This is a genomic window from Pseudomonas sp. EA_15y_Pfl1_P101 (genome assembly GCF_963970835.1).
In the GTDB taxonomy this organism is placed as follows: Bacteria; Pseudomonadota; Gammaproteobacteria; order Pseudomonadales; family Pseudomonadaceae; genus Aquipseudomonas; species Aquipseudomonas tritici.
Genome location: NZ_CAXAPA010000022.1, coordinates 25,234 through 50,705 on the forward strand (window position 1 = coordinate 25,234; position 25,472 = coordinate 50,705).

The following is a 25,472-nucleotide window of genomic DNA, read 5'->3' on the forward strand; positions in this document are numbered from 1 at the left end:
CCTTAACATTATTGGTTTTGGCAGGGCTGTGGATAACGTGCTTTGCGCTCCAGATCATCCAGGTCGATATGGTTGCGCATGTACTGTTGACTGGCGTCGACCAGCGGCTGGTGATCCCAGCTCTTCAACTTGCCGATGGTCAACGCTTCGGCGACGAAACGCCGACGACGCTGGCTGGCGAGCACCTGCTGGTGTATCAACGGAATATTCCATTTGGCACGCGCTTCGGCCACAAACTCCTCGAACAGCGACCGGTGTTGCGGTGACTGACTGAGTTCTTCCTGCTCCCGCGGATCGTTGCGCACATCAAAGAGTAGGCAAGGGTCGTCTTCGCTGTAGATAAATTTGTAAGCGCCGCGGCGAATCATCATCAGCGGGCTAATAGTGCCCTCAGCCATGTATTCGCCAAATACTTCGTCGTGGCCGCCCTGCCCTTGCAGGTGCGAAACCAGCGAGCGCCCGTCCAGAGGCAAACCTGGTTCCAACGAACCGCCAGCCAACTCGACGAAGGTCGGCAGCAGATCGGCGGTGGAGACTGCTGCGCTGACCCGGCCGGCGCCGAATTGCCCGGGCGCACTGATCAGCAGAGGTACTCGCGCAGCCATCTCGAACCAATGCATTTTGTACCAGAGCCCACGCTCACCAAGCATGTCACCGTGGTCGCCAGAGAACACGATGATAGTGTCGTCGATCAGCCCCGTATCTTCGAGGGTTTGCAGGAGTTTGCCGACGTTACTGTCGATATAGCTGCATGCACCGAAGTAGGCCCGGCGCGCATCGCGGATCTTATCAACTGGCAATGGTTTGTCCCACAGGTCATACACTTTCAGTAACCTTTGAGAATGCGGATCAAGTTCGGACTGCGCCGGGGTTTCAGGCAATGGAATGTCGGCATCGTCGTACATATCCCAGAACGCTTTGGGGATGGTGTACGGATCGTGGGGGTGTGTCATCGACACCGTGAGGCAGAACGGCTGGTCGCCGTCTTCGCGGATGTGGTCGAACAGATATTGCTGGGCCTTGAACACCACCTCTTCATCAAAATCCAGTTGATTGGTACGCACACACGGCCCGGCTTGCAGCACCGACGACATGTTGTGGAACCAAGTAGGACGCACGTCCGGTTCATCCCAGTTCACCGACCAGCCATAGTCGGCGGGGTAGATATCGCTCGTCAGGCGCTCCTCATAACCGTGCAACTGGTCTGGGCCGCAAAAGTGCATCTTGCCGGACAATGCCGTGCGGTAACCGAGGCGACGCAAGTGGTGGGCGTACGTCGGTACATCGGCGGGGAAATCGGCCGCGTTGTCATAGCCACCAATCTTGCTCGGCAACTGACCGCTGACCAGGGTAAACCGCGACGGGGCGCACAGCGGGCTGTTGCAGTACGCGGCATCGAACACCACGCCTTCCGCGGCGAGGCGACTCAGATTGGGCAGTTTGATGGGCGAGGAACCGTAGAACGGCAACATTGGCGCGGCCATCTGATCGGCCATGATGAAAAGAATATTTTTGCGCTTCATGTGATTGCGGCATTCCATAGTGAATATTTATGCGAGAGTGCTGCAATCGAGCATGAAGACCATAAAGCTAGCGGTAAAGCCCATACACAGCAATGACTGGGATAAGCAGTGCTTATGTATGCCACTCTTGCTAATTTATCTTCAGAATTACCGAGGGCGTTTGAGGCCGCAGCTAGGCAGAGTAGTTTTACCTCCGCTGCGGTGGCACTCAGCACCACGCAACCGGCCATCAGACAACAGATGAAACGTTTAGAAAATCAATGGGACGGTGTTGTTTGATCGGATCTATCGCAGCATTGAATAAACAGAATCCGGGGCGATACTTTCCAGCGGGTGCAAGCAGCTGTGCAGAACTTCGTTGAAGTTGTTCTGCATCGAACTCGGCTCCAGAGCCGTGCCGCGCCCTTGGCCAAAAGATGCTTCCTTAAATTCATGCGCCGGCCTGCAACCCAAATCCCCACGCCGTCGTAGACCAACACTTTCATGCGATTGGCGCGGCGGTTGGCGAACAGATAAGCACAGTGCGGCTTCGCCGCACTGAACACCGCAACAACTAGCGCAAGAGCGGCTTCAGTGCCGGCGCGTATCTCCACGGGTTCGATGGCGAGCCAGATGGTGTCGATGCGAATAATCGCAGCAGATCTAGCAGAAAAGCGGAGCATGCCGCTGAATTTTCTGCTGGCCAACTCGCCACGACTACGCCTCTTGAATGAGGCACTTCGAATCGATTCGCGGCCGGAAGAATATGAGGGGCCGCTGTCGAAGAGAATGCCTTGACCGGAATAAAGGCCGTGTGCAGTGTCAGGTTTTTCTGCGCATGCACCCGAATCCATCTATGGACAAGGTTTGCACTGAGGTTGTGGGCAAGAGCGAAATTGGCAATCGAGGCGTCAGCCCGCGCGCACCCGGCGATAACCTGGGCTTGAAAGACTGGAAATAGGAACGGCGCTCCAGTGGCCTGAGCATCCGCTTAAAAGGTTAGAAATGGTGTCCAACATTTCGGGGTCAGATCAAAATACGCGGACACCATCGCCCTTAATGCTGGAGTTTTGAAGGTGACTTGGCCAGACGCTTACCGAAAGCTGAGGATCTCTTCGCGTTCACTTGTGAAATCGTCGCCCCATATAAGCGTGCCAATCCTGTCGCCGGCACGCACTCTCTTCAGCAGGTATTCATGGCTCGCGCAAGAACTGGCTCTTCGCAAGATCACTGCGCAGCGGAAAACGGGCAGCGGCGGTCATCAGTTTGATCCCGTCGGAGCGACTTAACGGGCATGATCCATATGCTTATTTTAAGGACGCCCTCACGCGCCTACCGACGCAGTGGATAAGTGGGATTGCGGAGCTACTGCCCCATAGGTGGCGACCGGTTTAGTTGCGCAAGGCGGGGTGCCCGGACGCGCACACTCGATAAGCTCTATGGTAATTTTCAGCGCCTGTATTTTTGCAATTAGAGCATTTCCCGTGTTCCCCGATGCCGAGCTTGAGCGCGTACTACTTCACGCAAAAAAGGCCATGTGGGCGTGGACACATGGCCATAAATTGATGCAATTACGAGCGCGTGGATGATTGATTAGCTTGGCAGAAACTCCTCCGCCCATCCAAGGCTAGCAATACCCCGACGGACGAAATCATCGACTTCCGCCTGAGAGTACCCGATGCTGGCAAGCACGTCTTTGGTTGAATGCCCCCAGCGCTCAGGGAGAGATACCGCCGAGATTTTTGAATTCACTGGGCGTATTGCGTAGTGATCGATCTGTGTCAGGCAGTGGCCGCTTGGGTGGTTACGGTGAATCGAGAATGCGAAGCTGCCGTTGTGGATACCAACGGTGTTGTCCCCTTCTCGGGTGTATTGCTCACGGAGCTGCTCGATTGAATTCGGTACTGCGGCAGCGATATCCGCCTCGTGCAGGAGGTCAGCCCAGTATGCAGCTGGAGCAGTCAGGAATGCCTCCTTCAAGAAGGCCGAGACATCTGAGACTTTACCGATGCCTTCCAGCCCTTCGATTTTTTCCAGCATCTCGATTTCTGCTGGCTTGCTGTCCAGATACAGCCAACCATCACTCGTCTGGTAGAAATGCGACAGAGCATTATAGCCCAGCACATTGCGACCCGAGGGCTCGTTGAAGGCGCCCCGCCCCGCATAGTCATAGGCAAACGAGATTTGCGCGAGGTTAGTAACAGCCGAGAGGGAGGTGCGCGAACGGGTGACATTACCGGTTTTGATCCGATGGTAGAGTTGCACAGCCATACCCAAGCCGGCAGCGAAACCACAGTTGACGTCCAAGGTGCCTAGGTGAGCGTGCTCTTCTGGCGTTTGTGGGCCACCGAAGCGACTCATAATGCCGCTGTGGGCCTGAATGATATCGTCATAACCAATGAAGTTGGACTTCGGCCCTGGCAGCGGCCCACCTAAACAATCGAGGCGACAGAACAGGACGTTGGGGTTGACGATACGCAGGCTCTCCTTATCCAGTCCCAGCTCTTTCAACTGACGCTCTGGAGCATTGATGACCACTATATCCACTGAGCAAACCAGGCGGTTGAAAGCGCCACGGCCTTCTGGACTGAGAATATCAACCAGAGCGCTCTGTTTGCCCATGCCTGTCTGGAAGGTAAACAGAGTGCCAATCAGTGGATCATAAAGAGGCTTAACCGGGTCGAGCTTGATGACTTCGGCACCGAAGCGCGCGAGAAACGCAGTTGAGTGCGGGCCAGCAATAACGTTGGTCAGGTCAAGGATCCGCAGCCCATCCAACCAGCCCTTTCCAACCTCGGACTTGGTTGCACTACCTATTGGGTAGGTAGCCGGATATTGAGCGGCAGCTTCTTTAAGCTCGACCACTGCCTGTTCGAAAGATACGTTCTTGCGAGGACGAGGCTTAACCATTTCGCCTGCGAACTCTTCAAGCCACACGATCGGCCCAGGCTGTTTCATCAGGCCGTATTCAGGATCTTCAACCTCAACGATCAGACCAGCAGTATTGGTGTGCTCATGATTGACCCATTCTTGGGTGGTACGGTGCGGCGCCCCTGGAATCTTGTTCTCACCGAAAATCTGACCCCACTCTTCCGAAGTTTTGCTGAGGAACGCTTTCTTCATCTTCGCCGAGATATGGTCTGCCCACTTCTTTGGCAGAGGGTATACGCCAATCGACGTCTCGCCATCCCACTCACTGATGGGTGAATGCAGATCGGATACTTCGGGTAGACCATCCGCCACGAGTTCATCGTAGATGCCGAGAACTTTCAACGCACGCTTGGCATGGTTACGGTGCGACGGGCATACGCAGTAAAACATCCGGTCGTCTGCACACAAATAGGTGCGGTAGAAAGGATCGAGATACTCCTGCAAATCCTCGTAGCTGAGATTCATTGGAATGTTGTTGGCCTTGCGATGCTCAATTTCAAGCTCTCGCATCGTCTTATAGCGCTCAGGCAGACCGTCGATTACGTAGGAGTTATAGGACAGTCCTTCCATCAACGCGGCAACCACTGGCACCTCGATCTCATCACCATGGCCGGTACGTTCACGAGCTTGAAGAGCGAGTGCGACTGCGCTAGCAGCCAGAGTGGTAGCGTACGCAGAACCCAGAGGCAGTGGTGAGAAGCTCGGGTTAAGACCCAGCAAAACACGGTTGAAGCCCATGTCAGTGAATGCGCCCGCAGTCGCGGCAACAACAGCCTCTGTAGCTTTCCATTCCCGACGCAGCGTGTCGTTGCTGGCAAAGCCTGGGATTGAGAGTGTGATCAGCTCCGGGCGGCTGGCGCGCAGCTCTTTAAAGTCGATGCCCAGATTTTTCATTACGTCCGGACGGAAGCTTTCCAGGACAATGTCAGCTTGAGCAATCAGATCATTCGCCTGCGCCAGACCGGCAGCGGTCTTGAGGTCAAGACGGATACAGCTTTTGTTGCGATTAAGCACAGCGTTCGCCGGGTTTTCCCACTGAGGGCCCTCAGGAGGGTCGATGTGCACCACTGTCGCGCCGAGATCCGCCAAGATCATTGCTACGGCGGGGCCAGCGATCTGCTGACCGAAATCGACTACGCGAACGCCGGCAAGCGGCAATGGATTAGTCTGCTTCATTTCGTTTTATCCTTCTTAGAGGCAGTTTTAGATTAGGTCTAATGACCTAGTTGTAGAGTCATGGCAGTGGACGAAAAGCAATATCAGTAACTACTGACACCTGATTTGACGACAAAAACTCTCGACAACTTTTTTTGGTATCTCCCCACCGTGTAATACCGATATTAGAAATCTCACAACAACCAATCCAGCAATATAAATTAGCCCTGAGGGTCAATTTTTATTATGACTGCAGGCGATCTCTTGAAATAAACAACAGCAAACCTCTCGCAAGCCGCCCTCGACCCATAAAAAAAACAGGGAGTCAGGCTGACATTTTATTGCTTCACAAACTTATTCTCACACCCGAGAATCAATCACGACCCACCTGAGGTCGAAACAATTCATGCCGGCAGCCATGCCCAAATAATCTATGCGGCTATTGCGCAGAGACGGTGTCTTTTACTCCACCAGATAAATAAAACAGGAGCATTTATGGCTACCCCAGTAGTTCTGCCTCGCCTGATGTCCATCGGCGAAAATGCTTGTGAAGAAATTACGGCAGTTCTAGCAAGCCTAAATCTTCGCAAGCCCCTCGTAGTGACCGACAAGATGATGGTCAAGCTGGGCTATGCCGCCAGAATCGTAGAAGTGCTCTCCTCTACCGGCATCCATGCTGACGTATTCGATGACACCGTTCCCGAGCCCACTGTCGCATCGATCAGTGCAGGTGTGCGCTACGCCGGAGAAGGCGACTTTGACTGCATCATTGCGCTGGGTGGCGGCAGCCCTATCGACAGTGCGAAGGCTATCGGTGTGCTTGCCAAGCACGGCGGCCAAATGCGTGATTACAAGTTCCCACGAATCGTAAACGAAGCGGGACTGCCGCTGATTGCCGTCCCGACCACGGCGGGCACTGGCTCCGAAGTCACCCGATTCACAATCATCACTGATGAGTCGACTGACGAGAAAATGCTTTGTGTGGGATTGGCCTTTATGCCAGTTGCCGCCCTGATCGATTATACGCTGACGCTGAGCCTCCCAGGACGCATCACGGCTGACACAGGCATTGACGCCCTCACCCACGCCATGGAGGCATACGTCAGTAAAAAGGCAAATGCTTACAGCGACACTCAGGCTCTGGCTGCGATGCGATTAATCGGGCCCAATCTTCGAACCGTCTATCGCACCGGAGCCGATAAGAAGGCACGTGAAGCGATGATGCTCGGCTCAACGCTCGCGGGGATGGCCTTCTCCAACGCATCAGTAGCTTTAGTGCATGGCATGAGCCGCCCTATTGGCGCTTTTTTCCATGTTCCCCACGGATTGTCCAACGCGATGCTGCTGCCGGCCGTGACCGAATTTTCGATCCCTGCAGCACCTGAGCGCTATGCCGAATGTGCTCGCGCAATGGGCTTGGCCACCCTCCAGGACAGCGATGCCACGGCCAACGAAAAGCTGCTGCGCGAGCTCAAAGCAATCAATGAGGATTTGAACGTCCCCAGCCCGGCAGAGTTTGGAATTGATAAAGCGCAGTTCATGGACAAGATCGAAACCATGGCACAGCAGGCCTTGGCCTCTGGATCGCCGGGGAATAACCCTCGCGTCCCGACCACCGACCAAATGGCTGAGCTCTATCGCAAGCTTTGGTAGTTGAACGCCATACCGTTAAACGCTGTTATCCAACATTACAATAATCAGGAAACATGAAATGGAAACTGTAGGACACCTCATTAGTGGCGAGCGCCTGGACGCTGGACAGCGTTTTCAGGATGTATTCAACCCTGCGACTGGACAAGTTACCAAGCGCGTGGCGCTGGCCTCCAAGGTGACTGTTGAACAAGCCATCTCCGCAGCTCAGGCAGCCTTCCCTGCCTGGCGCAATACCCCTCCTATCAAGCGGGCTCGCGTCATGTTCCGCTTCAAGGAACTCCTGGAGCAGAATGCTGCGAAAATTTGCCAACTCATTGGCGAAGAGCACGGCAAGATTTCGCACGACGCCATGGGGGAATTGCAGCGCGGCATCGAAAACGTCGAGTACGCTTGCGGTGCTCCTGAGTTTTTGAAAGGAGAACACAGCAAAAACGTAGGCCCTGACATCGATTGCTGGAGCGAGTTCCAGCCGCTGGGTGTGGTGGCTGGCATCACCCCATTCAACTTCCCAGTGATGGTGCCGCTCTGGATGTTCCCGATGGCAATTGTCTGCGGGAATTGCTTTATCCTCAAACCATCCGAACGCGATCCAAGCTCGACCTTGTTCATCGCTCAGATGCTGCAGGAAGCAGGTCTTCCAAACGGTGTCATGAACGTAGTCAACGGGGATAAAGAAGCTGTTGACACTCTGTTAAACGACTCGCGGATTGAGGCAGTAAGTTTCGTAGGCTCAACGCCAATTGCCGAATACATCTACAAGCTCGCTACCGCGAATGGGAAACGTTGCCAAGCATTGGGCGGGGCGAAAAACCACGCAATCGTAATGCCGGATGCGGACATGGATAACGCGGTGAACCAGCTCTTAGGGGCAGCTTTCGGCTCATCCGGCGAACGCTGCATGGCACTGTCGGTTGCCGTTGCAGTAGGAGCAGGTACCGCACAAGCCCTTGTTGAAAAGATGCGCACCGCCATGGCTGCGCTTAAAGTCGGCGCCTATTCAGATGCCAGCAACGACTTTGGCCCCGTTATCACCCGTCAGCACAAGGATAAGGTTGTCGGGTACATCGACAGTGCGGAGGCCGACGGTGCCCGGATCATCGTAGATGGTCGAAATGCTGAAGTCGCGGGATACGAGAGCGGCTTCTTTGTGGGTGGCACCCTGATCGATGGCGTAAAACCGACGATGCAGAGCTACCAGGAGGAGATCTTCGGGCCGGTGCTTCAGGTGATTCAGGTCGACTCAATGCAGGAAGCGATGAATCTCATTGATAACCATGAATACGGCAATGGGACGTGTATTTTCACGCGCGACGGCGAGGCAGCGCGTTACTTCACCGACAACATCAAAGTGGGTATGGTGGGCGTAAACGTCCCATTGCCGGTACCAGTTGCGTATCACAGTTTCGGCGGTTGGAAGCGCTCTCTGTTCGGCGACCTCCATGCTTATGGCCCGGATGGCGTGCGGTTTTATACCCGTCGCAAAATGATCACCCAGCGCTGGCCATCGGCAGGTGTTCGTGAAGGAGCCTCATTCTCAATGCCTACATTGAAATAACGGCCCCGAATGGGCATGTAAACCCTCAAGTTTTCATGCCCCGAGGCGTTCACGCTATCGCCTCATATGATCATTTACATCTATAGACGCTACATACTATTATTGAGCGGGCGATGGCGATAACCATCACCCGCTCAACAATGCTATATGAAGAGCGATCTATAAGTGAATAAAAAACGCCTTCCTCCGCTGAATTGGCTGCGCTCGTTCGAGGCCTCTGCACGCCACTTAAATTTCACCTTAGCTGCCGAAGAACTAAACTTGACACAGGCTGCTATCAGCCAACAGATTAAAGGTTTGGAGTCACAACTTGGAATGACGCTTTTCAAGCGTCTAGCGCGCCGACTAGAATTGACCGAAGCGGGGCGCGCTTATATGCCTGCAGTTCATGAAGCTATCGAACGTCTTGCTGCTGCCACCGATGAAATTTTTGGCGAAGGACGTGCAAAGGTCATTACCACCAGGGTGAACCTTGTTTTCTTTACGACTTGGCTAGCTGCGAGACTAGAACGGTTTACCAGCGTTTATCCTTCAGTAAACCTGCATTTCAGCAGTAACATCTGGCTGGAGGAGCAGGATAAAGAAGTGGATATTGATATTCGATACGGCAAAGGAAATTGGCCGGGCTATAAGTCATACAGACTGACGTGGGATGAGCTTATTCCAGTATGCAGCCCCAAGCTAATAATTACTGATCCTAACTTAGACTTCAATATAGAGAAAATACTAGCAGAACATGGACTACTCCATGTCATCGGATATGAAGAAGGATGGGGTTATTGGCTAAAGCAAACAGGAATTTCCTGCGTTCCACCTTCGAAAGGGATGCAATTTGACACGCTTATAACAGCGTTGGAAATGGCTGTTCTCGGACACGGTTTTGCATTAGGACGAACATCACTTGTAGCTACGCTGCTGACTGAAGGCAAACTCGTCGCTCCGTTCACTCAACGTGTACCCACCTCCGAAGCGTTCTACGCTGTCCTTCCAGAACATCAATATGCCAGCCCTCAATCCCAAGCATTTATAGACTGGTTACTTAAGGAAGCCGGTCTTTCAAAAAAGGAATCCACCCAGTTATTAGATGGCTAAGTGGATTCCTCCCCAAGCCGGTCTTCTGCGCCTTCGGTGAGGCGGGCCTCCTCCTTTAACCAAGCGACAAATTGCTGGGCCACATCACTCAAACGATCGGATTTCCTCGTCAAAAGGTAGTAACCCATTGGGTGTCGCATCTTCATCTCAGGAAATGGAATGATTAAATCACCATTCTTTAGAGGTCTCTGGATAAGCTCCAAGCCACACAGAGCAACGCCCAAACCTTCAATCGCAAGCTCTGTCAGCACGTTGGAGTCACTGACTAGATGCCCCCCTTCAATTTTGATTGGGACGCCTGGGTAGGTTCGCCCCCAATTAATCCAATCGTCAACGCTACGATCATGAAGCAATGGATGGTGGATCAAGTTGAGCGGGTCGATTAAAGGATTTTCACATTCAAGCAACGCAGGTGAACAAACAGGAACGTAATTCAAACCTAACAGATAATCCGCACGAAATCCCGACCAGTCAGCCTTGCCCCATTTTATTGCTAAATCGATGTCTCCCGAAAATTCAACGCGCTTCGATGTCAGCGTTTGCTGAATATCTAAGCCAGGGTAGTTATTTGTGAATTTGCGCAATCTCGGCGTCAGCCAGAATGCACTTAAAACAGGTTCCGCTTCTATATGCAAGGCCAACCGACCTTGCTTTCGCGCGCAGCGATCAAATGCTTTCACCAGCTCTTCAAAAGGGCCGCTTGTCTCATTTAGCAGATCTTTACCCGCAGCCGTAAGCGTCACTGAACGAGTGGTGCGAATTAGTAATTGAGCATTCAACGCCTCCTCCAGCTTTACTATTTTTTGACTGATCGCAGACTGAGAGAGGTGCAAAATTTTAGCGGCATGCGTGAAGCTGCCTTGCTCTGCGACCGTTTTGAATGCCAACAATAGAGTGAAATGCGGGAGTCGCGTTGAAACAGACTGTGAGACTGGGCCATTGATAAGCATTTCTTATAATCTCATTAACAAAACGCGATTCAGTGTTGACAACTAAACTGTTTATATTGCGCTTAGCCCTATGGCTAAGGTCTACCAATAATCATAATAGCAGGTCTTCAGAAATGAGAATTCTATCTCCCTCGCTTCGTGTCCGCCACACACTTTCAGGAGGTCGCCATGAAGCCTGAAATTATCGAAACATCCCGCCCTTCTATCGACTGGACACTCATCTTAACCTGTTTGGCCATTGTCTCCACAGCCGTTATTTTTCTAACAGCCTATCCAGATCAAGCCAAGGCCTCCGCAGATCAACTGTTTTCAGCGGCAACAATGACATTTGGATCCATCGTCCAAATTGTTGGCTTTGTTTGCGTCGTTCTTATTATTGGTCTGGCCATGACCAAGTACGGAAGCATCAAGCTTGGCGATGGACTTCCCGAGTACAAGAATGTGAGCTGGATATTCATGTTTATTTGTGCCGGGCTAGGCTCAGCCACCATGTATTGGGCATTCATGGAATGGTCTTACTATTATCTAACTCCGGGACTTGGGATTACCGGGTCGACTCAGCAAGCCCTAGAGTACAGCATCGCATATTCCTTTTTTCACTGGGGCGTTACGCCATGGTCGATCTACGGAATCGCCTCGCTGGCCATGGCCTATCACTTTCACGTACGACGCAACAAAGGCTTGAGCTTGGCAGCCGTTGTTGAGTCTATGACGGGGTTTAAGGCACGCGGGCCGGTGGGTCGTGTAATTGATTTGATATTCTTGTTCTCCACGTTTGGCGGGCTAGTCCTGACAACTACGCTTACCACATCTACTGTTGCGAAAGGGATCGCTGACCTCACCGGCATCACTGATGGTTTCGGGCTCAAAGCTTCGATTGTCATCATGGTCACGATGGTCTTTTCACTGAGCTCCTACATCGGCATCTCCTCTGGCATGCAGCATTTGGCGAAGGTCGCTTGCGGTATGACGCTGGGGTTTGGATTAATCGTCCTGTTTCTCGGCCCGACCGAATTCATCATCAACAACTTCACAAATGCGGCGGGCATTGCATTACAGAATTTCGTGCAAATGAGCTTGCATACCGACCCTGTAGGCGGGAGTGATTTTGCTCGTAGTTGGACGGCCTTCTATTGGCTTTACTGGATCACCTACACGCCTGGGATGGCAATCTTTGTCACTCGTATTTCACGTGGCAGAACCATACGGGAAGTGATCATGGCAATGGTCTTAGGTGGTTGCGGTGGATGCTGGTTCTTCTTCGGTAGCCTGCAGAGTTTCGCTATTCACCAGTTCATCACTGGCGTTGTTGACGCTCCCGCAATGCTCAGTGGTGCAGGCGGCGAAGCTGCGGTTTCGATGCTCCTACACTCCTTGCCAATGGGTAATGTGCTATCTGTCGTGTACCTCCTTCTGATGCTTATTTTCCTTGCATCGCACCTCGATGCAGTGGCGTATACAGTGGCTGCGACTAGCACCAAAAACCTGAAAGAAGGCGATGATCCAACACCTAACCTTCGCCTGTTCTGGTGTTTATTACTCGCTGCGCTGCCGCTTTCCATGCTCTATATCAACGCTCCGCTGAGCACCCTGAAAACAGCGGTCATTCTCACTGCCATTCCATTTATCGCAGTCCTGGCGGTGAAAATTTGGGGGCTGATGAGATGGTTGAAAGAAGACTATTCACATATGTCTGCTGAGGCCATCGTGGCACAAGGGCGTGCACTGACAAAAGCACACCCACAAACGCCAATTTTTCCTCGCTCGACACAACACGCTCCAGCAATGGAAACTTTGGTCTAGAATCTCCAAGACTTGAAAAGTTGGCTGCTTGGATCTCCGCGCAGCCAACGCGTCAACCTTGCTGACACATGTAAATTTTATCTAGCAAACAGCCCCCAACTGTAATCCAGCCAAGCCCATATGCAGGTATCCCTGCCAGCTGATGATAAGCATCACCGCAAGCAACACGATCGTTAGCCAAACCATTCGCACCTCAACATACCTCCCCCGCCCTAGGCCTTCGTTCGACCGGAGACTCAGTAATTGGCCAATGTAATACAGTTGCTATAACGCTCAACACGATCGAGATGTACCAGACGAGGTCGTAGCTGCCGGTGCGGTCATATACAAGCCCTCCGAGCCATCCACCGAAGAAAGCGCCAACCTGGTGGAAGAAATAGACGATGCCCCCGAGCATGGACAGATTTCTCACACCAAAAACTGAAGCGATGGTTCCATTGGTAAGAGGCACGGTAGAGAGCCACAAAAAGCCTATAGCAATTGAGAAACAATAAACTGAAAGCTTAGTCACTGGCACTGCAATAAAGCAGGCAATAACGATTGCCCTTAATGCATACAACATCGTTAGCAACCTCGGCTTCGAATATCGAGCGCCGAAAATCCCTGCGGTATAGGTTCCGAAGATATTGAATAAGCCGATAAGGGCCAAGGCCGCCGTGCCAGTTCCGACATCAAGGTGTTGATCAATGATATAGGAGGGCAAGTGTATTCCAATGAAAACCACCTGAAACCCGCATACGAAAAAGCCTGCTGACAGCAGGATGAACCCTCGATGGGCCACGCACTCTTGCAACGCTTGGCCGGCAGTTTGGGTATCTGCCGTCCTAACAAGCGGTCGGTCTTTAAGCATTCCTACCAGCGGCAGAATCAAAGCGACCAAGCCTGCCAGGATGATTAATGCAGACTGCCACCCAAATTGCTGGATTAACTCAAGAGTGCCGGGAAGCATGACAAATTGCCCAAGTGAGCCAGCGGCACTAGCTAACCCCATTCCCATGCTGCGACTCTGAATCGGCAATGCTCTTCCTATTACCCCTAGAATTACTGAGAAAGTAGTGCCTGACAGGCCAATACCCACCAGAACGCCAGCACTCATCAGCAGCATAGATGAACTGGTCGCGGTACTCATAAGAACTAGCCCACAGGCGTACAGAAACCCGCCACCAGCGATTACCTTGCCCGCTCCATATCGATCGGCCAACGCCCCACTGAAAGGCTGGGCGATACCCCAAATTAGGTTCTGAAACGCAATCGCGAGTGCAAAAATCTCCCTTCCCCACCCAAACGATAGGGACATGGGGGCCAGGAATAATCCAAATCCGTGCCTGACCCCTAATGACAACGCGAGAATAAACGCACTACCTATCAACAACCACTTATAATGCGAGAAATTAAATACCATCACTCACTCCAGCTTTAGTTTTATAAAAACCAACACCCCGCCGCCTGCAACAATTTAATAACTAAATATTAAGCATTCGCGCCAAATACACATTTGGCCTGCAGTCATAATTTTTAATTCGTGCGCTTCAGCGACCTGAGGTGATAGTTCGACATGCTATCACTGGAAATAAACGCCCCACCTACAATAAAAGTATGGCCTCATGCACCGTTTTACTTATAGATACACCAAAGCAAAACTAAGCGCTCACTGCCAGCCAGTGCGGGCTGACACGGCTTAGTCTCGGATAAGCTACGAATGGTGCAGCGACTTGACCACTAATAAGCCACACTAATAAACGGATCACAAAATATTGATTCCACAACTTGGCTCAAATCATTAGATTCTTGAAAGCAACCCGCAACCAGCGTCACCCACATAATTAATACTAACTGGGGACTAAACTTGAACATTTTGAAGCTGCCAGCGACACACGCTTGCTCGAACAAAAGCTCGCAATCAATCGCAAGGATAACTTCTTTGCATTTTAGTTTAGCAACTAAAAAACTGACATCAAGAGCAAGACTAGACGTTCAGATATGTGCAGGGATGACGATTTTATCACGCTTGTACTTGGCTGCTTTTCAAAATGAATCCCCGAAAGCTCATTTTCATTTAACAAAGTTGCGTAAGGTATAAGGCATGAACCGTCTCACTGTTTCAAAAATTGAAGTTTATGTTTGTCGTCCTAACCAACCTGGTTCGACCTGGACACCAGAACAACCTGATCCATTCACGACACACACCTTCGTGCGCGTTCACACCACTGACGGCTTCGTGGGCTTCGCTGCAACCGATTCCTACACCACGCACTGCGTTGATACGGTCTTGCTTGAAACGCTCAAGGACATGATTCCCGAAGTGATTGGCAAATCAGCTCTGGATCGCGTGGCCCTATGGAGTCACCTAAAGCCAAAAGCTTATGCTCGATCCGCTCAGGCCCTGGCGCTGATCGATGTTGCTCTGTGGGACTTGGCAGCGAAAGCGGCGGAAAAGCCCCTCTATCAACTATTGGGGGCGTCACGGACTTCGATTCCAGCCTATGCCAGTACACCTGTTCTAGCATCGCCAGAGGCGTATGTCGACTATGTGAGCCAGTGGGTTGAACAGGGTTTCCAGGCGCTTAAATTCCATTGTTGGTGCCAGCCAGAGAAAGACCTGAAAATGATCAATCTTGTACACCGAGCTCACGGTGATAAAGGCTTGGCCTTGATGCTCGATGTTGAGCAACGCTACGACTTGGCTGGCGCCATGGATGTAGGTCAGGTATTAAGCGAGCTAAAGTATGAGTGGTTTGAGGCTCCATTGGATGATTACGACCTGAGTGGTTATAGGACACTTTCGAGAGACTTGGCTGTGCCTGTTTTGCCTGCGGGCAATGCTATCACTGACCCCTTCCTAGTTGAATTTGGTATGCGTGAAAATTGCTGGTCGCGCGTAAGGGTTGATGTCATGACTTGCGGAGGCATTACTCCCGCTCAAGCCATTATGCGCAAAGCCGCTGCGCGTGGAGTCCAGGTAGAGCTTCAGAGCTGGGGCCACTCACTGGCGCAAGCGGCAAACCTTCACTTGATGCTCAGCCAGCCAAACTGCAATTTTTTTGAGCAGGCATGTGAGTACGAGCTCTTTGAGTTTGCAACGCATAACCCAATCCGAGCCAATACATCAGGATTAGTCACTGCTCCCGATGGATACGGCCTCGGGCTCGAAATTGATTGGGAGGAAATCCGTGCCACTACGTACGCCATGTTCGTAGGCTGAGTACTCCGGCCAGTATGTAAAGCCCGCACGAACGGATCGCGGGCTTTCTCTCCCAGCTTTCCCTGCATGAATCGCTCAGATCGTATCTTCAGTGCCACCTCGGTATTTTTTGACCTCGGACTTCAGCCATTCGATGAACTGAATCGCCCTCGCGCTGGGTGGAGGTGTCGCGCGAGTGAGGATATAGTAGGCCATGTTGTGAGGCATGCTCATCTCAGGAAACGGTAACACCAGAACCCCCTCCTTCAACGGCTTCTCACAAAGCTCCATCGCGCACAATGCCACTCCATGCCCTTCGATCGCCATGTGCATTAACACGTTGGCATCGTTGACCACATGCCCTTCGTTCGGATTTACGTCCTCAATATCAAAAACTTTGAGCCAGGTTGTCCAGTCGCCTCTGTCTCGATCATGGAGAAGCGGCAGTGAGTTCAACTGGCTCGGTGAGGTGAGTCTGTCTCGCCCTTCAATCAACGCAGGTGAACACATGGGAATGTAATTCAGCCCAAGCAGATATTCGGAGACGTAACCCGGACGCTTACCTGTTCCCCATTTGATAGCGAACTGGGTGTCGGGTGAAAATTCCAGATTCTGTGTTGTCAGCCTTTGCTGAAAATAAATGGCTCCAAAACATTCCGTAAAAGACTTAAGCCTGGGCGTTATCCAGATAGAACTCAACACAGGTTCACATTCGAAATGCAGCACTGGAATCTTGTTAGGCCTGGAGAATTTTTCGAAGGCCTGAATAAGGCTCGTCAAAGGCGAAGAAATTTCAATCAGTAACTGAGCCCCATCTTCTGTGAGTTCGGTACTTCGAGTTGAGCGAACGAAAAGAGGAACGCCAACAACCTCTTCCAGTTTCACAACTTGCTGACTCACCGCAGATTGCGTCAAGTGGAGTGTTTCAGCTGCGCGACTAAAGCTTCTTTGATCGGCAACTGTTTTAAAAGCTTGGAGCAAATTCAGGTGGGGCAATCGAGTCATAGTCATATTTTTATTCCTGCTTCAGTGCACATCGACGCTGTTCAAGGATTCGCACCTGCGTCACCAATGATGACATCCGCACGGCAGTTAGCATCCACAATAACTCCACTGCCCCTCGCCCGTCGCTCACGAGTTCTGCTCTGGCGGGCGTTTTTTTTGGGGGTGAACACCATCTCAGTGAGATGGCCTTGAGCGGTAAGATTATGAGATGAAGTTAATTGATTACAACCTGTAATTAAGCCATCACAAAATTTCGTTGTCCCGGTTAAAGGGCTGAGACGTACATTGCGACTACCTTGCTGAGGACGGGCTTAATGCCTCGTTTGAGTGCCGGCTAACAACATAATTACAAGAGTCAAAACATCATGCACACGCTACCCCCCGCTGTTTGTAACATGCACCCCGCGAGTACCCTTTTTTTGTCAGGAGGTCGCCATGCAGGTTAAAAGTCGCGTCCATCAGGACTCAGGATCTGAGGCCCCTACTCAGGACTTCATACTGATTCTGATCAGCATCGTCGTGATTGCCACCATTGCAACCGGTTTGATGATGTATCCGACTGAAGCCCAAGCGCTGGCAAGTCAGCTCTTCACCTCCGCAACGTCAACCTTTGGGGCAGTTGTACAGTTCACAGGATTCGCATGTGTTGTCCTGATCCTAGGACTGGCATTGAGCAAGTACGGAAATATCCGGCTAGGAGAAGGCAAACCGGAATACACCACCACCAGTTGGGTCTTCATGTTCATCTGTGCAGGACTAGGTTCTGCCACCATGTACTGGGCTTTCATGGAGTGGGCTTACTACTACCTTACTCCCGGTTTAGGCGTCGCTGCCGCGAGCAAAGAAGCGCTCGATCTAAGCATCGCTTACTCTTTCTTCCATTGGGGTGTCACACCTTGGTCGATCTATGGCATCGCTTCGCTAGCGATGGCTTATCATTTTCATGTACGCAAGAACAAAGGACTGAGCCTCGCCGGCATCCTTGAAGCCATAACCGGACTAAAGGCTCAAGGCCCAGTGGGACGGATGGTTGACCTACTGTTTCTGTTCGCGACTTTTGGTGGGCTGATTCTGACCACTACGTTGACCACCTCTACCGTCTCGAAAGGAATTTCTGAACTGGTTGGTATCAACGACGGGTTTGCGTTGAAGGCCAGCCTGGTTTTGTTGGTGACCGTAGTCTTCTCCATGAGCTCGTACATCGGCATCAGCTCAGGAATGCAGCGCTTGGCCAAGATGGCTTGCGGTATGACGCTCCTTTTCGGCCTGATAGTCCTGCTACTCGGCCCTACAACGTACACTCTCAACAACGCCGTCAACGCGATCGGTCTCGTCCTCCACGATTTCGTGCGCATGAGCTTGTATACCGAACCCAATGGCACCGGTGAATTTTCCCGTGGGTGGACAGTGTTCTATTGGCTTTACTGGATCACCTACACCCCAGGAGTTGCAATCTTCGTAACCCGAGTGTCCAAGGGACGCAAGATCAAGGAAGTCGTCGCTGCGATGATCCTCGGTGGCTGCGGTGGCTGCTGGATGTTTTTTGGTAGCCTGCAGAGTTTCGCGATTCACCAATTTGTATCTGGTCTGGTTGATGCTCCGGCCATGCTCGATGGCGTGGGCGGAGAAGCCGCTGTTTCTCTTCTGCTGGCGAGCTTGCCGTTTGGCAAAATACTTTCTGCCCTGTACTTCCTTCTGATGCTGATTTTCCTCGCCTCTCACCTCGATGCTGTGGCTTACACCGTCGCCGCGACCAGCACCCGAAATCTGCGAGAAGGTGACGATCCCTCTCCAAACCTGCGGATGTTTTGGTGCGTTCTGCTGGCCGCGTTGCCGATGGCGATGCTTTACATCAACGCATCGCTGAGCACACTCAAAACGGCAGTGATCCTAAGCGCCATCCCATTTGTAGGCATCTTAATGGTGAAGATTTGGGGACTGTTCAAGTGGTTGCGCGAGGACTACAGCGCGATGCCTGGGTACCAGATTGAGGAGCAGGCTCAGCGCTTGGCACTCGGATCGGAGGTGCCAGCATTTGCGGAAATCCCTAAGGTCAAGACAGTGGAAGTTCCAACATGAAAATCATTGAGATAGAGACGATTTGGCTGCGCGTACCGCCACTAAATGAACCTTGCGAATGGGGCGAGGATGCGTTGATCGTGCGCATTCATACCGACACCGGATTGGTGGGAGTCGGTGAGACCGATAGCTCCCCTTCCGTAGTAAAAGCATTGATCGAAATGCCCGCTTCTCACGAAACCTGTCAAGGGTTGCGCCAACTATTGATCGGCGAAAATCCGCTGGAGATTGACAGGCTCTGGAAGAAGATGGTGCGGGGTTCTGAATACGTAGGGCGACGCGGTGCAGCGATTCACGCGATCAGTGCTTTGGACATCGCGTTATGGGATATCGCTGGTCAGCATTACGGTGTCCCGGTGCACACTCTGCTAGGTGGAAAGCACCGTGACCGCATAGCTGCCTACGGCACCTTTATCCCCAAACCAGATGAGATCGCCAATCGCCACATAGTGCGAGAGCTAATGGCTCAGGGGCTAAAAAGCATCAAGCTCGGAGGCGGAGGTTTTGGTGAAGATCTGAGCGCGGACAAAGCCTTGCTCAAGGTAATCCGGGAGGAGATTGGAGAGGATGTCAAACTGCAGATCGATCTAGTTGGACGCTGGAGAAATTATGCAAACGCATTGACGCAATGCGACGCCTTACGTGACTTTAATCTGAATTGGATCGAAGAGCCCCTGCCATCTGATGACTCTGAAGGTCTGCTGCGTCTTTCTCAACAATGCGGTATACGTGTCTCTGGCGGTGAGGGGCTAGCGACTCGTCATGAGTTCAAAGCATTTCTGGCCGAGACGCGCCCGGCGATCGTGCAGCCTGATATCACACGCTGCGGTGGCATCAGCGAGATGCGTCATATCGACGAGCTCGCACGCCAATACGGCGCACAATTGGTGCCTCATGGCTTCAGCACTGGCATTTTGTTGGCTGCCACGGTGCATTTCATGGCGGCCAGCGAAGCAGGTGAACTTATTGAGTATTCTCAGAGCGATAGCCCGCTATTCCGCGACTTAGTGAAGAATCTGATACCTCTGCAAAATGGTTATGTTCGCGTCCCGGATAAGCCTGGTTTAGGTGTGGAGCTGGATGAGGAAGTCATTGATCGATATCGCGTGAGGTTCTGAGTAGCAATGTGATGAACAGCACTACCGACGAGCCTTGACTGACCGAATATTGAATTTGCTTCGAGTACAAAAGGGCTCAAAGGCCCTGTTGTATTGAAAAGTCGACGATAAGTCGGCAGTGATCCATGCTGCCGACCCAAGCGAGGTATGACCTTACATGCCATCTATGTCTCTAGGCGGAATGCCGCCTGCTCGCAATGATTCAAATGGCTGCGCTCCGCTCACGCAGTTCTATGTTCAGGATGCGGTCGTTCTCGGAGTAGTCGACCGGGCAATCAATCACATGCACGCCCGGCGTCTTGATGCAGTGCTCCAGCAGCGGGAGCAGGCCTTCGGCACTTTCCACGCGATGGCCATTGGCACCGTAAGCTTCGGCGTATTTGACGAAGTCCGGATTGCCGTAATCCAGGCCGAAATCGGTGAAGCCCATATTCGCCTGCTTCCAACGAATCATGCCGTAGCCATCGTCACGCAGGATCACTACGGTGATATGCATACCCAGGCGTACTGCTGTCTCCAGTTCCTGGCTGTTCATCATGAAGCCGCCATCACCACACACCGAGATTACCGGGCGATCAGGGTGAACAAGGTGTGCTGCCATACCCGACGGTAAACCAGCCCCCATGGTCGCTAGCGCGTTGTCCAGGAGCACGGTGTTCGGCTTGTGCGCCTTGTAGTTGCGGGCGAACCAGATTTTGTAAATTCCGTTGTCCAGCGCAACGATGCCGTCGGACGGCAGTACACGGCGAACGTCAGCCACCAAGCGCTGCGGGTAGATCGGAAAACGGTTGTCATCGCCTCCCTCAGCGATCTGTTCTTCGTTAGCATCACGGATTTCCAGCAGCCGGCTGAAATCCCAATGCGCGGTGTCGCTCAGCGCCTCGCCGATTTGCCACACAGCATTGGCAATGTCACCGATCACTTCGATCTGGGGGAAGTACACCGCATCAACTTCCGCTGAACGGAAGTTGATATGAACAACCTCTGTACCGCCACGCACCATGAGGAACGGTGGCTTCTCGATCACGTCGTGGCCAATGTTGATGATCAAGTCAGCAGATTCAATCGAGCGATGCACGAAGTCACCGGACGACAGAGCGGCGTTACCCAGGAACCGCGGATGGCGCTCGTCGACCACACCTTTGCCCAACTGAGTCGTGACGAACGGAATGCCTGTCTTATCGATTAGCTGCTGCAGAACCTTGGCCGTCATCTTGCGGTTTGCTCCTGCACCGATCACCAAGATGGGCCTGCGGGCCTTCTGCAGTTTCTCGACGGCGGCCACGACTGACTTGTGCTCGGCAAGCGGACGGCGGTGCATGCTCGACGGGATCGGCGTGCTGTCGGTTTGCTCAGCGGCAATGTCTTCCGGCAGCTCAAGATGAACAGCACCAGGCTTTTCTTCTTCTGCAAGACGAAAGGCCTCACGCATGCGCGCCGGGATGTTGTCCGCCGATGCGAACTGATGAGTGTACTTGGTGATGGGGGTCATCATGTCGCAGACATCAATGATCTGGAACCGTCCCTGCTTGGACTTTTTTATCGGTTTTTGGCCGGTGATCATGAGCATCGGCATACCGCCCAGATAGGCGTATGCGCCGGCGGTTACCAAGTTGGTCGCGCCGGGCCCTAGGGTGGACAGACTTACGCCGGTCTTGCCAGTCAGGCGGCCATAGGTCGCAGCCATGAAGCCAGCGGACTGCTCGTGGCGCGTCAGCACCAGCTTGATCTGTGACTTACGCAGAGATTCGAGCAGATCGAGATTTTCCTCACCGGGAATGCCGAATACGTATTTCACGCCTTCGTTTTCCAGACATTGCACGACGACATCTGCGGCCTTGGCCATTTTTCTACCTCAGTTACGATTGAGCGCTATGCGCATTTACAATTCAAAATGGCTAGATAAAGCTGTTCACGCCAAAGGTGCGACCGTTACATCGGTTTGGCCGTTATCGTTTAAAACAGCGCGCACGAAACCTTCGGCCTTCTTACGTTCGACAAAAGCACTGACATAGGCCGCTCCCGCTTCACGAGCTCGCGGAACGGCCATTGCTTGTCGAATTGATGTAAACGCGCCATCAAGGACACGATAAGAAGAGTCATCGGCTGCGACTTTTTCCAGTGGCTGTCTCACGCCTGCTGCTGCATCCAGAGACTGCTCGATGTACAGATCCACGGCACCGGCGGATGTTGCCGCACGTTCAAGCTGCGCATGCTTCAGCGTGCGGGAAAGAAACAGGTCATAAGCAGCACCTTTGCCCACCGCGATTTTCAGTCCTGACTGATCAAGATCTTGGACATGCTGATAGGACGAATCAGCGGCTACCAAATAAGTACCTTCGATGATGACGTAAGGTTCGCTGAACGCGATCTGCTCTTCGCGCACCGGCTCGATGGCCAGAAACGCCACATTCCATACGCCCTCTTCAAGCGCCGCAAACACCTTGCCCGCGGCGTCAAAAGTGATCATTTCCAACCTGACGTTCAACTCCTTGGCTAGTGCTTTAGCCAAGGCCACCGATACTCCTTGAGGTGAGCCGTCCGTCCCTTGTTGGGCTAAGACAGGATTACCGAAATTTATCGCGGCACGCAGGACACCTTCCGGAGCCAGATCTTGAAGCACAGCATGGTCGAGAAAGGTCATTTATTGCTCCTAATTTGAGTTCAGTAGACCTCACCAAATTGGCAAGGTGTAGGAAACGATCAGTCGATTTTCATCAATATCGCGAGCAAAGCTAGAGCGATAACTGGCGTTACGCCATTTGAAGCCGACGTTCTTGAGAGCACCGGTCTGCACCACATAACCAATGTCGGTATTGCGCTCCCATTCGCGTCCTTCCGAGGCAGATGTCTTGGCGTCCGCATGGTCGCCGCTGACGTAACGCGTCATAAAAGTCAGACCCGGTAGCCCCATCGCCGCGAAGTCGAAGTCGTAACGCAGTTGCCAGGAACGCTCACCTGGCTCAGCGAAGTCATTAATCTGAATGTAGTTGGTCAGGTACACGTCGGTACCGTTGATGTACGGAATGGATGTAGAGCCGTTCATCTTCTGCAAGCCGATTCCCAGGGCGTGCCCTCCAAGGGAGTAAGTGAACATGCCGTTTAGAGCACCGCTATCAATCTTTCCACCACGAGCTGCACCAGCGTCATCACTGAGCATGTAGCGCAGGTCGCTCTTCAATTTGCCGGGGCCAATTGCAAGGTTGTTCACCAGCCCGAAAAAACTCTGGCGGTAGACATCTTGAAGTTCTGCGTGCTGATAACTGACAGCGAGGGATTTATTGATCTGATAATCAGCACCACCGATCCAGTATTCATCGCCTTCTGCCGTAGTGGTGAACCGTCGATTGCGATTGTTCAGCGTGATGTTTTGCGCATCGGTCGAGTCGCGGTCGGTCACCCGGTTGAACCGAACCCCGGTCAGGGTTAGCCCATCGAACTCCTTCATCGTAACCATGCCCCCTTGAAACGTCTGAGGCAAAATCCGACCAGTGTTGGCTTGTAGAGTCGCCAACTTGGGGATGAACGTACCGTACTTGAACTCGGTTTTGGAGATCTTGGCCTTGACGGTCATGCCGAGGCGGCTGAATTCGTCCGCGGCATGGCCATCATCATGCGTCGGGAGAAGACCAGAACCAGTTCGATCAGGGCTTGAGTCCAGTTTAAGACCGAGCATTCCCATCGCATCCAACCCGAACCCTACCCTGCCATGAGTGTAGCCAGACCGATAATCCAGGAGAAATCCTTGAGCCCATTCCTCGCGCTTGTTCTGGCCTGCGCCGTCTCGAAAATCACGATTGAAGTAGTAGTTCGTAGTTTGCAACGACGCCTTACTATCATCAAGGAAGCCTTCAGCATTAACCATGCCAACTGCGAACCAAGGTGAAACTGTGACCAGAGTACGAATTACGTTTTTATTTTTATTCATGTTGGCTCCAAATAAAGCGCAGCAGAGCCCATCTAGGGGCGATGGGCCCGAAGTTCAGAATTTATAAGTTCACAGGATGAGCAAATTTCTTAAATTGGCTGTAACGCCATTCACACGCGACGCGAAGCAGCACTTTTGAGGGTGCTGCTGCACATATGTAACTTAGTGAGCCTCGCGGGTCACGGGACTGCCGGTTGGCGTGTCGTCTTTATTATTAACGCGCATCAGGATGGTCATTAGAAAACCGACCACCAGTAGCCCGCTCAGGAACAACAGGCCGGTGGCTGCACTATGACTATTTCCTTTTACCATGCCGATCAACGAAGGCCCGGCAAAACCACCCAGGTTGCCAATGGAGTTGATCACCGCAATGGAAACTGCGGCGGTGGTACGGTCGAGGAAAAGTGTCGGCAATGCCCAGAACGGCGATTTGAAGCTGTAAAGGCCAGACAGCGCGACGCAGATCATTGCTATCGCGAGGAAAGGATTTTGCAGCACGCCAGCACCGATCATGCCTATGGCCGCGATAAGCAACGGGATGGCGGAGTGCAGCTTACGTTCGTTGCGCTTATCGGAGCTTCGCGACCATACGATCATTGCCACCGTCGCAACAATGTAAGGCAGCATAGCGATCAGCCCAATCTGCGTGTGGGTCAAAGACTCCGAGAAGCTCTTGATGATCTGTGGCATCCAGTAGCCAATGCCCAAGCTCCCGCATTGATACACGAAATATATGAAGCTCAGGTACAGCACCTTGGGGTGGGTCATCGTCTTCAACACACTCAGACGCTTGACGTTTCTGCGGCTTTGACGATCACGCTCAAGTTCTTCGAGCAACCAGGTTTTCTCTTCAGGTTTGAGCCATTTAGCCTGTTCAGGTTTGTCCGTGAGGAAAAAATAGCAGGCAACACCTAGGAAGACGGCAGGAATACCTTCGAGAAACAGCATCCAGCGCCAGCCGCTCCAGTTGAACCAACTGATGTTGTCCATGATCCAGGTGCTCATCGGAGCGCCTATTATGTAGCTCACCGGGATAGCCGCAGTGAACAGCGCAACCGTGGTAGCCAGCTCTTTGGAGCGGAACCAAAAGGTCAGATAGACAATGATGCCTGGAAAGAAACCTGCCTCAGCCACGCCAAGAAAGAAGCGAAGGATGTATAGCTGATTGGCGGTTTGTGCAAAGGCAGTCAGTGCAGCAATGGCCCCCCAAGTGACAAGAATTCGGGCAATCCAGACCCGGGCGCCGAATTTGTTTAGCATCACATTGCTGGGAACTTCGAACAGGAAATAGCCAATAAAAAAAATACCGGAAATAAAGCCGAAGGCCTCACTAGAGAGCGCCAGTTCTTTATTCATTTGCAAGGCCGCATAGCCGATATTGGCGCGGTCTAGATAGGACACGATGTAGAGCAGGAAAACGAACGGGATGATGCGCAGCGTAACCTTACGTACGATGGCAGCTTCTTCAGGCTTGTTATTATTCATGGCGACCTCTTCGGAACAGGCCCAGGCCTGCTCCC

16 protein-coding genes and 3 pseudogenes are annotated in these 25,472 nt (G+C 52.4%); 9 read left to right on the top strand and 10 right to left on the bottom strand.

Annotation, left to right across the window (positions count from 1 at the left end; all coding sequences use genetic code 11):
• Positions 1 to 8: 8 nt before the first annotated feature.
• Positions 9 to 1,523, bottom strand: a complete 1,515-nt coding sequence (gene betC, locus AACY36_RS26000) for a choline-sulfatase (protein WP_339420484.1) — start codon at positions 1,521 to 1,523, stop codon at positions 9 to 11.
• A gap of 114 nt (positions 1,524 to 1,637) precedes the next feature.
• Between betC and AACY36_RS26005 the strand changes: the two are divergent.
• Positions 1,638 to 1,824, top strand: a pseudogene (locus AACY36_RS26005) (helix-turn-helix domain-containing protein); the annotation flags it as partial.
• 130 nt (positions 1,825 to 1,954) lie between these two features.
• On the opposite strand, the pseudogene tnpB reads toward AACY36_RS26005, so the two are convergent.
• A pseudogene (gene tnpB / locus AACY36_RS26010) lies at positions 1,955 to 2,356 on the bottom strand (IS66 family insertion sequence element accessory protein TnpB); the annotation flags it as partial.
• A gap of 349 nt (positions 2,357 to 2,705) precedes the next feature.
• Between tnpB and AACY36_RS26015 the strand changes: the two are divergent.
• Positions 2,706 to 2,897 (top strand): annotated as a pseudogene (locus tag AACY36_RS26015) (transposase domain-containing protein); the annotation flags it as partial.
• A 198-nt stretch (positions 2,898 to 3,095) separates the two neighbouring features.
• On the opposite strand, the gene AACY36_RS26020 reads toward AACY36_RS26015, so the two are convergent.
• Positions 3,096 to 5,609, bottom strand: coding sequence for a CoA transferase (locus AACY36_RS26020; protein ID WP_339420483.1), 2,514 nt, complete (start codon positions 5,607 to 5,609; stop codon positions 3,096 to 3,098).
• Between the two features lie 474 nt (positions 5,610 to 6,083).
• Here AACY36_RS26020 and AACY36_RS26025 point away from each other — a divergent pair, with 474 nt between their 5' ends.
• The 3 genes from AACY36_RS26025 to AACY36_RS26035 all read left to right on the top strand — a co-directional run bounded on the left by AACY36_RS26025 (position 6,084) and on the right by AACY36_RS26035 (position 9,888).
• Positions 6,084 to 7,241: an iron-containing alcohol dehydrogenase gene (locus tag AACY36_RS26025; protein ID WP_339420482.1), complete on the top strand. Its 1,158-nt coding sequence runs from the start codon at positions 6,084 to 6,086 to the stop codon at positions 7,239 to 7,241.
• A 58-nt stretch (positions 7,242 to 7,299) separates the two neighbouring features.
• Complete coding sequence (locus AACY36_RS26030) at positions 7,300 to 8,796, top strand: CoA-acylating methylmalonate-semialdehyde dehydrogenase (RefSeq protein ID WP_339420481.1); 1,497 nt, start codon at positions 7,300 to 7,302, stop codon at positions 8,794 to 8,796.
• A gap of 165 nt (positions 8,797 to 8,961) precedes the next feature.
• A complete protein-coding gene (locus AACY36_RS26035; protein ID WP_339420480.1) occupies positions 8,962 to 9,888 on the top strand; it encodes a LysR substrate-binding domain-containing protein in 927 nt (308 codons plus the stop codon).
• Here the strand turns inward: AACY36_RS26035 and AACY36_RS26040 are convergent.
• Positions 9,885 to 10,838: a LysR substrate-binding domain-containing protein gene (locus tag AACY36_RS26040; RefSeq protein ID WP_339420479.1), complete on the bottom strand. Its 954-nt coding sequence runs from the start codon at positions 10,836 to 10,838 to the stop codon at positions 9,885 to 9,887. The genes AACY36_RS26035 and AACY36_RS26040 overlap by 4 nt on opposite strands.
• 168 nt (positions 10,839 to 11,006) lie before the next feature.
• Here AACY36_RS26040 and AACY36_RS26045 point away from each other — a divergent pair, with 168 nt between their 5' ends.
• Positions 11,007 to 12,641, top strand: a complete 1,635-nt coding sequence (locus tag AACY36_RS26045; protein WP_339420478.1) for a BCCT family transporter — start codon at positions 11,007 to 11,009, stop codon at positions 12,639 to 12,641.
• Between the two features lie 193 nt (positions 12,642 to 12,834).
• Here the strand turns inward: AACY36_RS26045 and AACY36_RS26050 are convergent, their stop codons facing one another.
• Positions 12,835 to 14,043: an MFS transporter gene (locus AACY36_RS26050; protein WP_339420477.1), complete on the bottom strand. Its 1,209-nt coding sequence runs from the start codon at positions 14,041 to 14,043 to the stop codon at positions 12,835 to 12,837.
• 681 nt (positions 14,044 to 14,724) lie between these two features.
• Here AACY36_RS26050 and AACY36_RS26055 point away from each other — a divergent pair.
• Positions 14,725 to 15,843 carry a mandelate racemase/muconate lactonizing enzyme family protein gene (locus AACY36_RS26055; protein WP_339420476.1) on the top strand — a complete coding sequence of 373 codons (1,119 nt, stop codon included), beginning with the start codon at positions 14,725 to 14,727 and terminating at the stop codon, positions 15,841 to 15,843.
• 75 nt (positions 15,844 to 15,918) lie between these two features.
• Here the strand turns inward: AACY36_RS26055 and AACY36_RS26060 are convergent, their stop codons facing one another.
• The gene (locus tag AACY36_RS26060; RefSeq protein WP_339420475.1) at positions 15,919 to 16,833 is read right to left on the bottom strand and encodes a LysR family transcriptional regulator; all 915 of its coding nucleotides are present in this window, start codon (positions 16,831 to 16,833) and stop codon (positions 15,919 to 15,921) included.
• Positions 16,834 to 17,262: 429 nt separating this feature from the next.
• Between AACY36_RS26060 and AACY36_RS26065 the strand changes: the two genes are divergently transcribed.
• Both AACY36_RS26065 and AACY36_RS26070 read left to right on the top strand, forming a co-directional pair.
• Positions 17,263 to 18,906, top strand: coding sequence for a BCCT family transporter (locus AACY36_RS26065; protein WP_339428417.1), 1,644 nt, complete (start codon positions 17,263 to 17,265; stop codon positions 18,904 to 18,906).
• The gene (locus AACY36_RS26070; protein ID WP_339420473.1) at positions 18,903 to 20,024 is read left to right on the top strand and encodes a mandelate racemase/muconate lactonizing enzyme family protein; all 1,122 of its coding nucleotides are present in this window, start codon (positions 18,903 to 18,905) and stop codon (positions 20,022 to 20,024) included. The genes AACY36_RS26065 and AACY36_RS26070 overlap by 4 nt, the downstream gene beginning before the upstream one ends.
• 202 nt (positions 20,025 to 20,226) lie before the next feature.
• Here AACY36_RS26070 and AACY36_RS26075 read toward each other — a convergent pair whose 3' ends face one another.
• The 4 genes from AACY36_RS26075 to AACY36_RS26090 form a co-directional block, all read right to left on the bottom strand.
• Positions 20,227 to 21,870: an acetolactate synthase large subunit gene (locus AACY36_RS26075; RefSeq protein ID WP_339420472.1), complete on the bottom strand. Its 1,644-nt coding sequence runs from the start codon at positions 21,868 to 21,870 to the stop codon at positions 20,227 to 20,229.
• A 66-nt stretch (positions 21,871 to 21,936) separates the two neighbouring features.
• The gene (locus AACY36_RS26080) at positions 21,937 to 22,668 is read right to left on the bottom strand and encodes a transporter substrate-binding domain-containing protein (protein ID WP_339420471.1); all 732 of its coding nucleotides are present in this window, start codon (positions 22,666 to 22,668) and stop codon (positions 21,937 to 21,939) included.
• Positions 22,669 to 22,698: 30 nt separating this feature from the next.
• Positions 22,699 to 23,952 carry an OprD family porin gene (locus AACY36_RS26085; RefSeq protein ID WP_339420470.1) on the bottom strand — a complete coding sequence of 418 codons (1,254 nt, stop codon included), beginning with the start codon at positions 23,950 to 23,952 and terminating at the stop codon, positions 22,699 to 22,701.
• A 162-nt stretch (positions 23,953 to 24,114) separates the two neighbouring features.
• Positions 24,115 to 25,437, bottom strand: coding sequence for an MFS transporter (locus AACY36_RS26090; RefSeq protein ID WP_339420469.1), 1,323 nt, complete (start codon positions 25,435 to 25,437; stop codon positions 24,115 to 24,117).
• Positions 25,438 to 25,472: the final 35 nt, after the last annotated feature.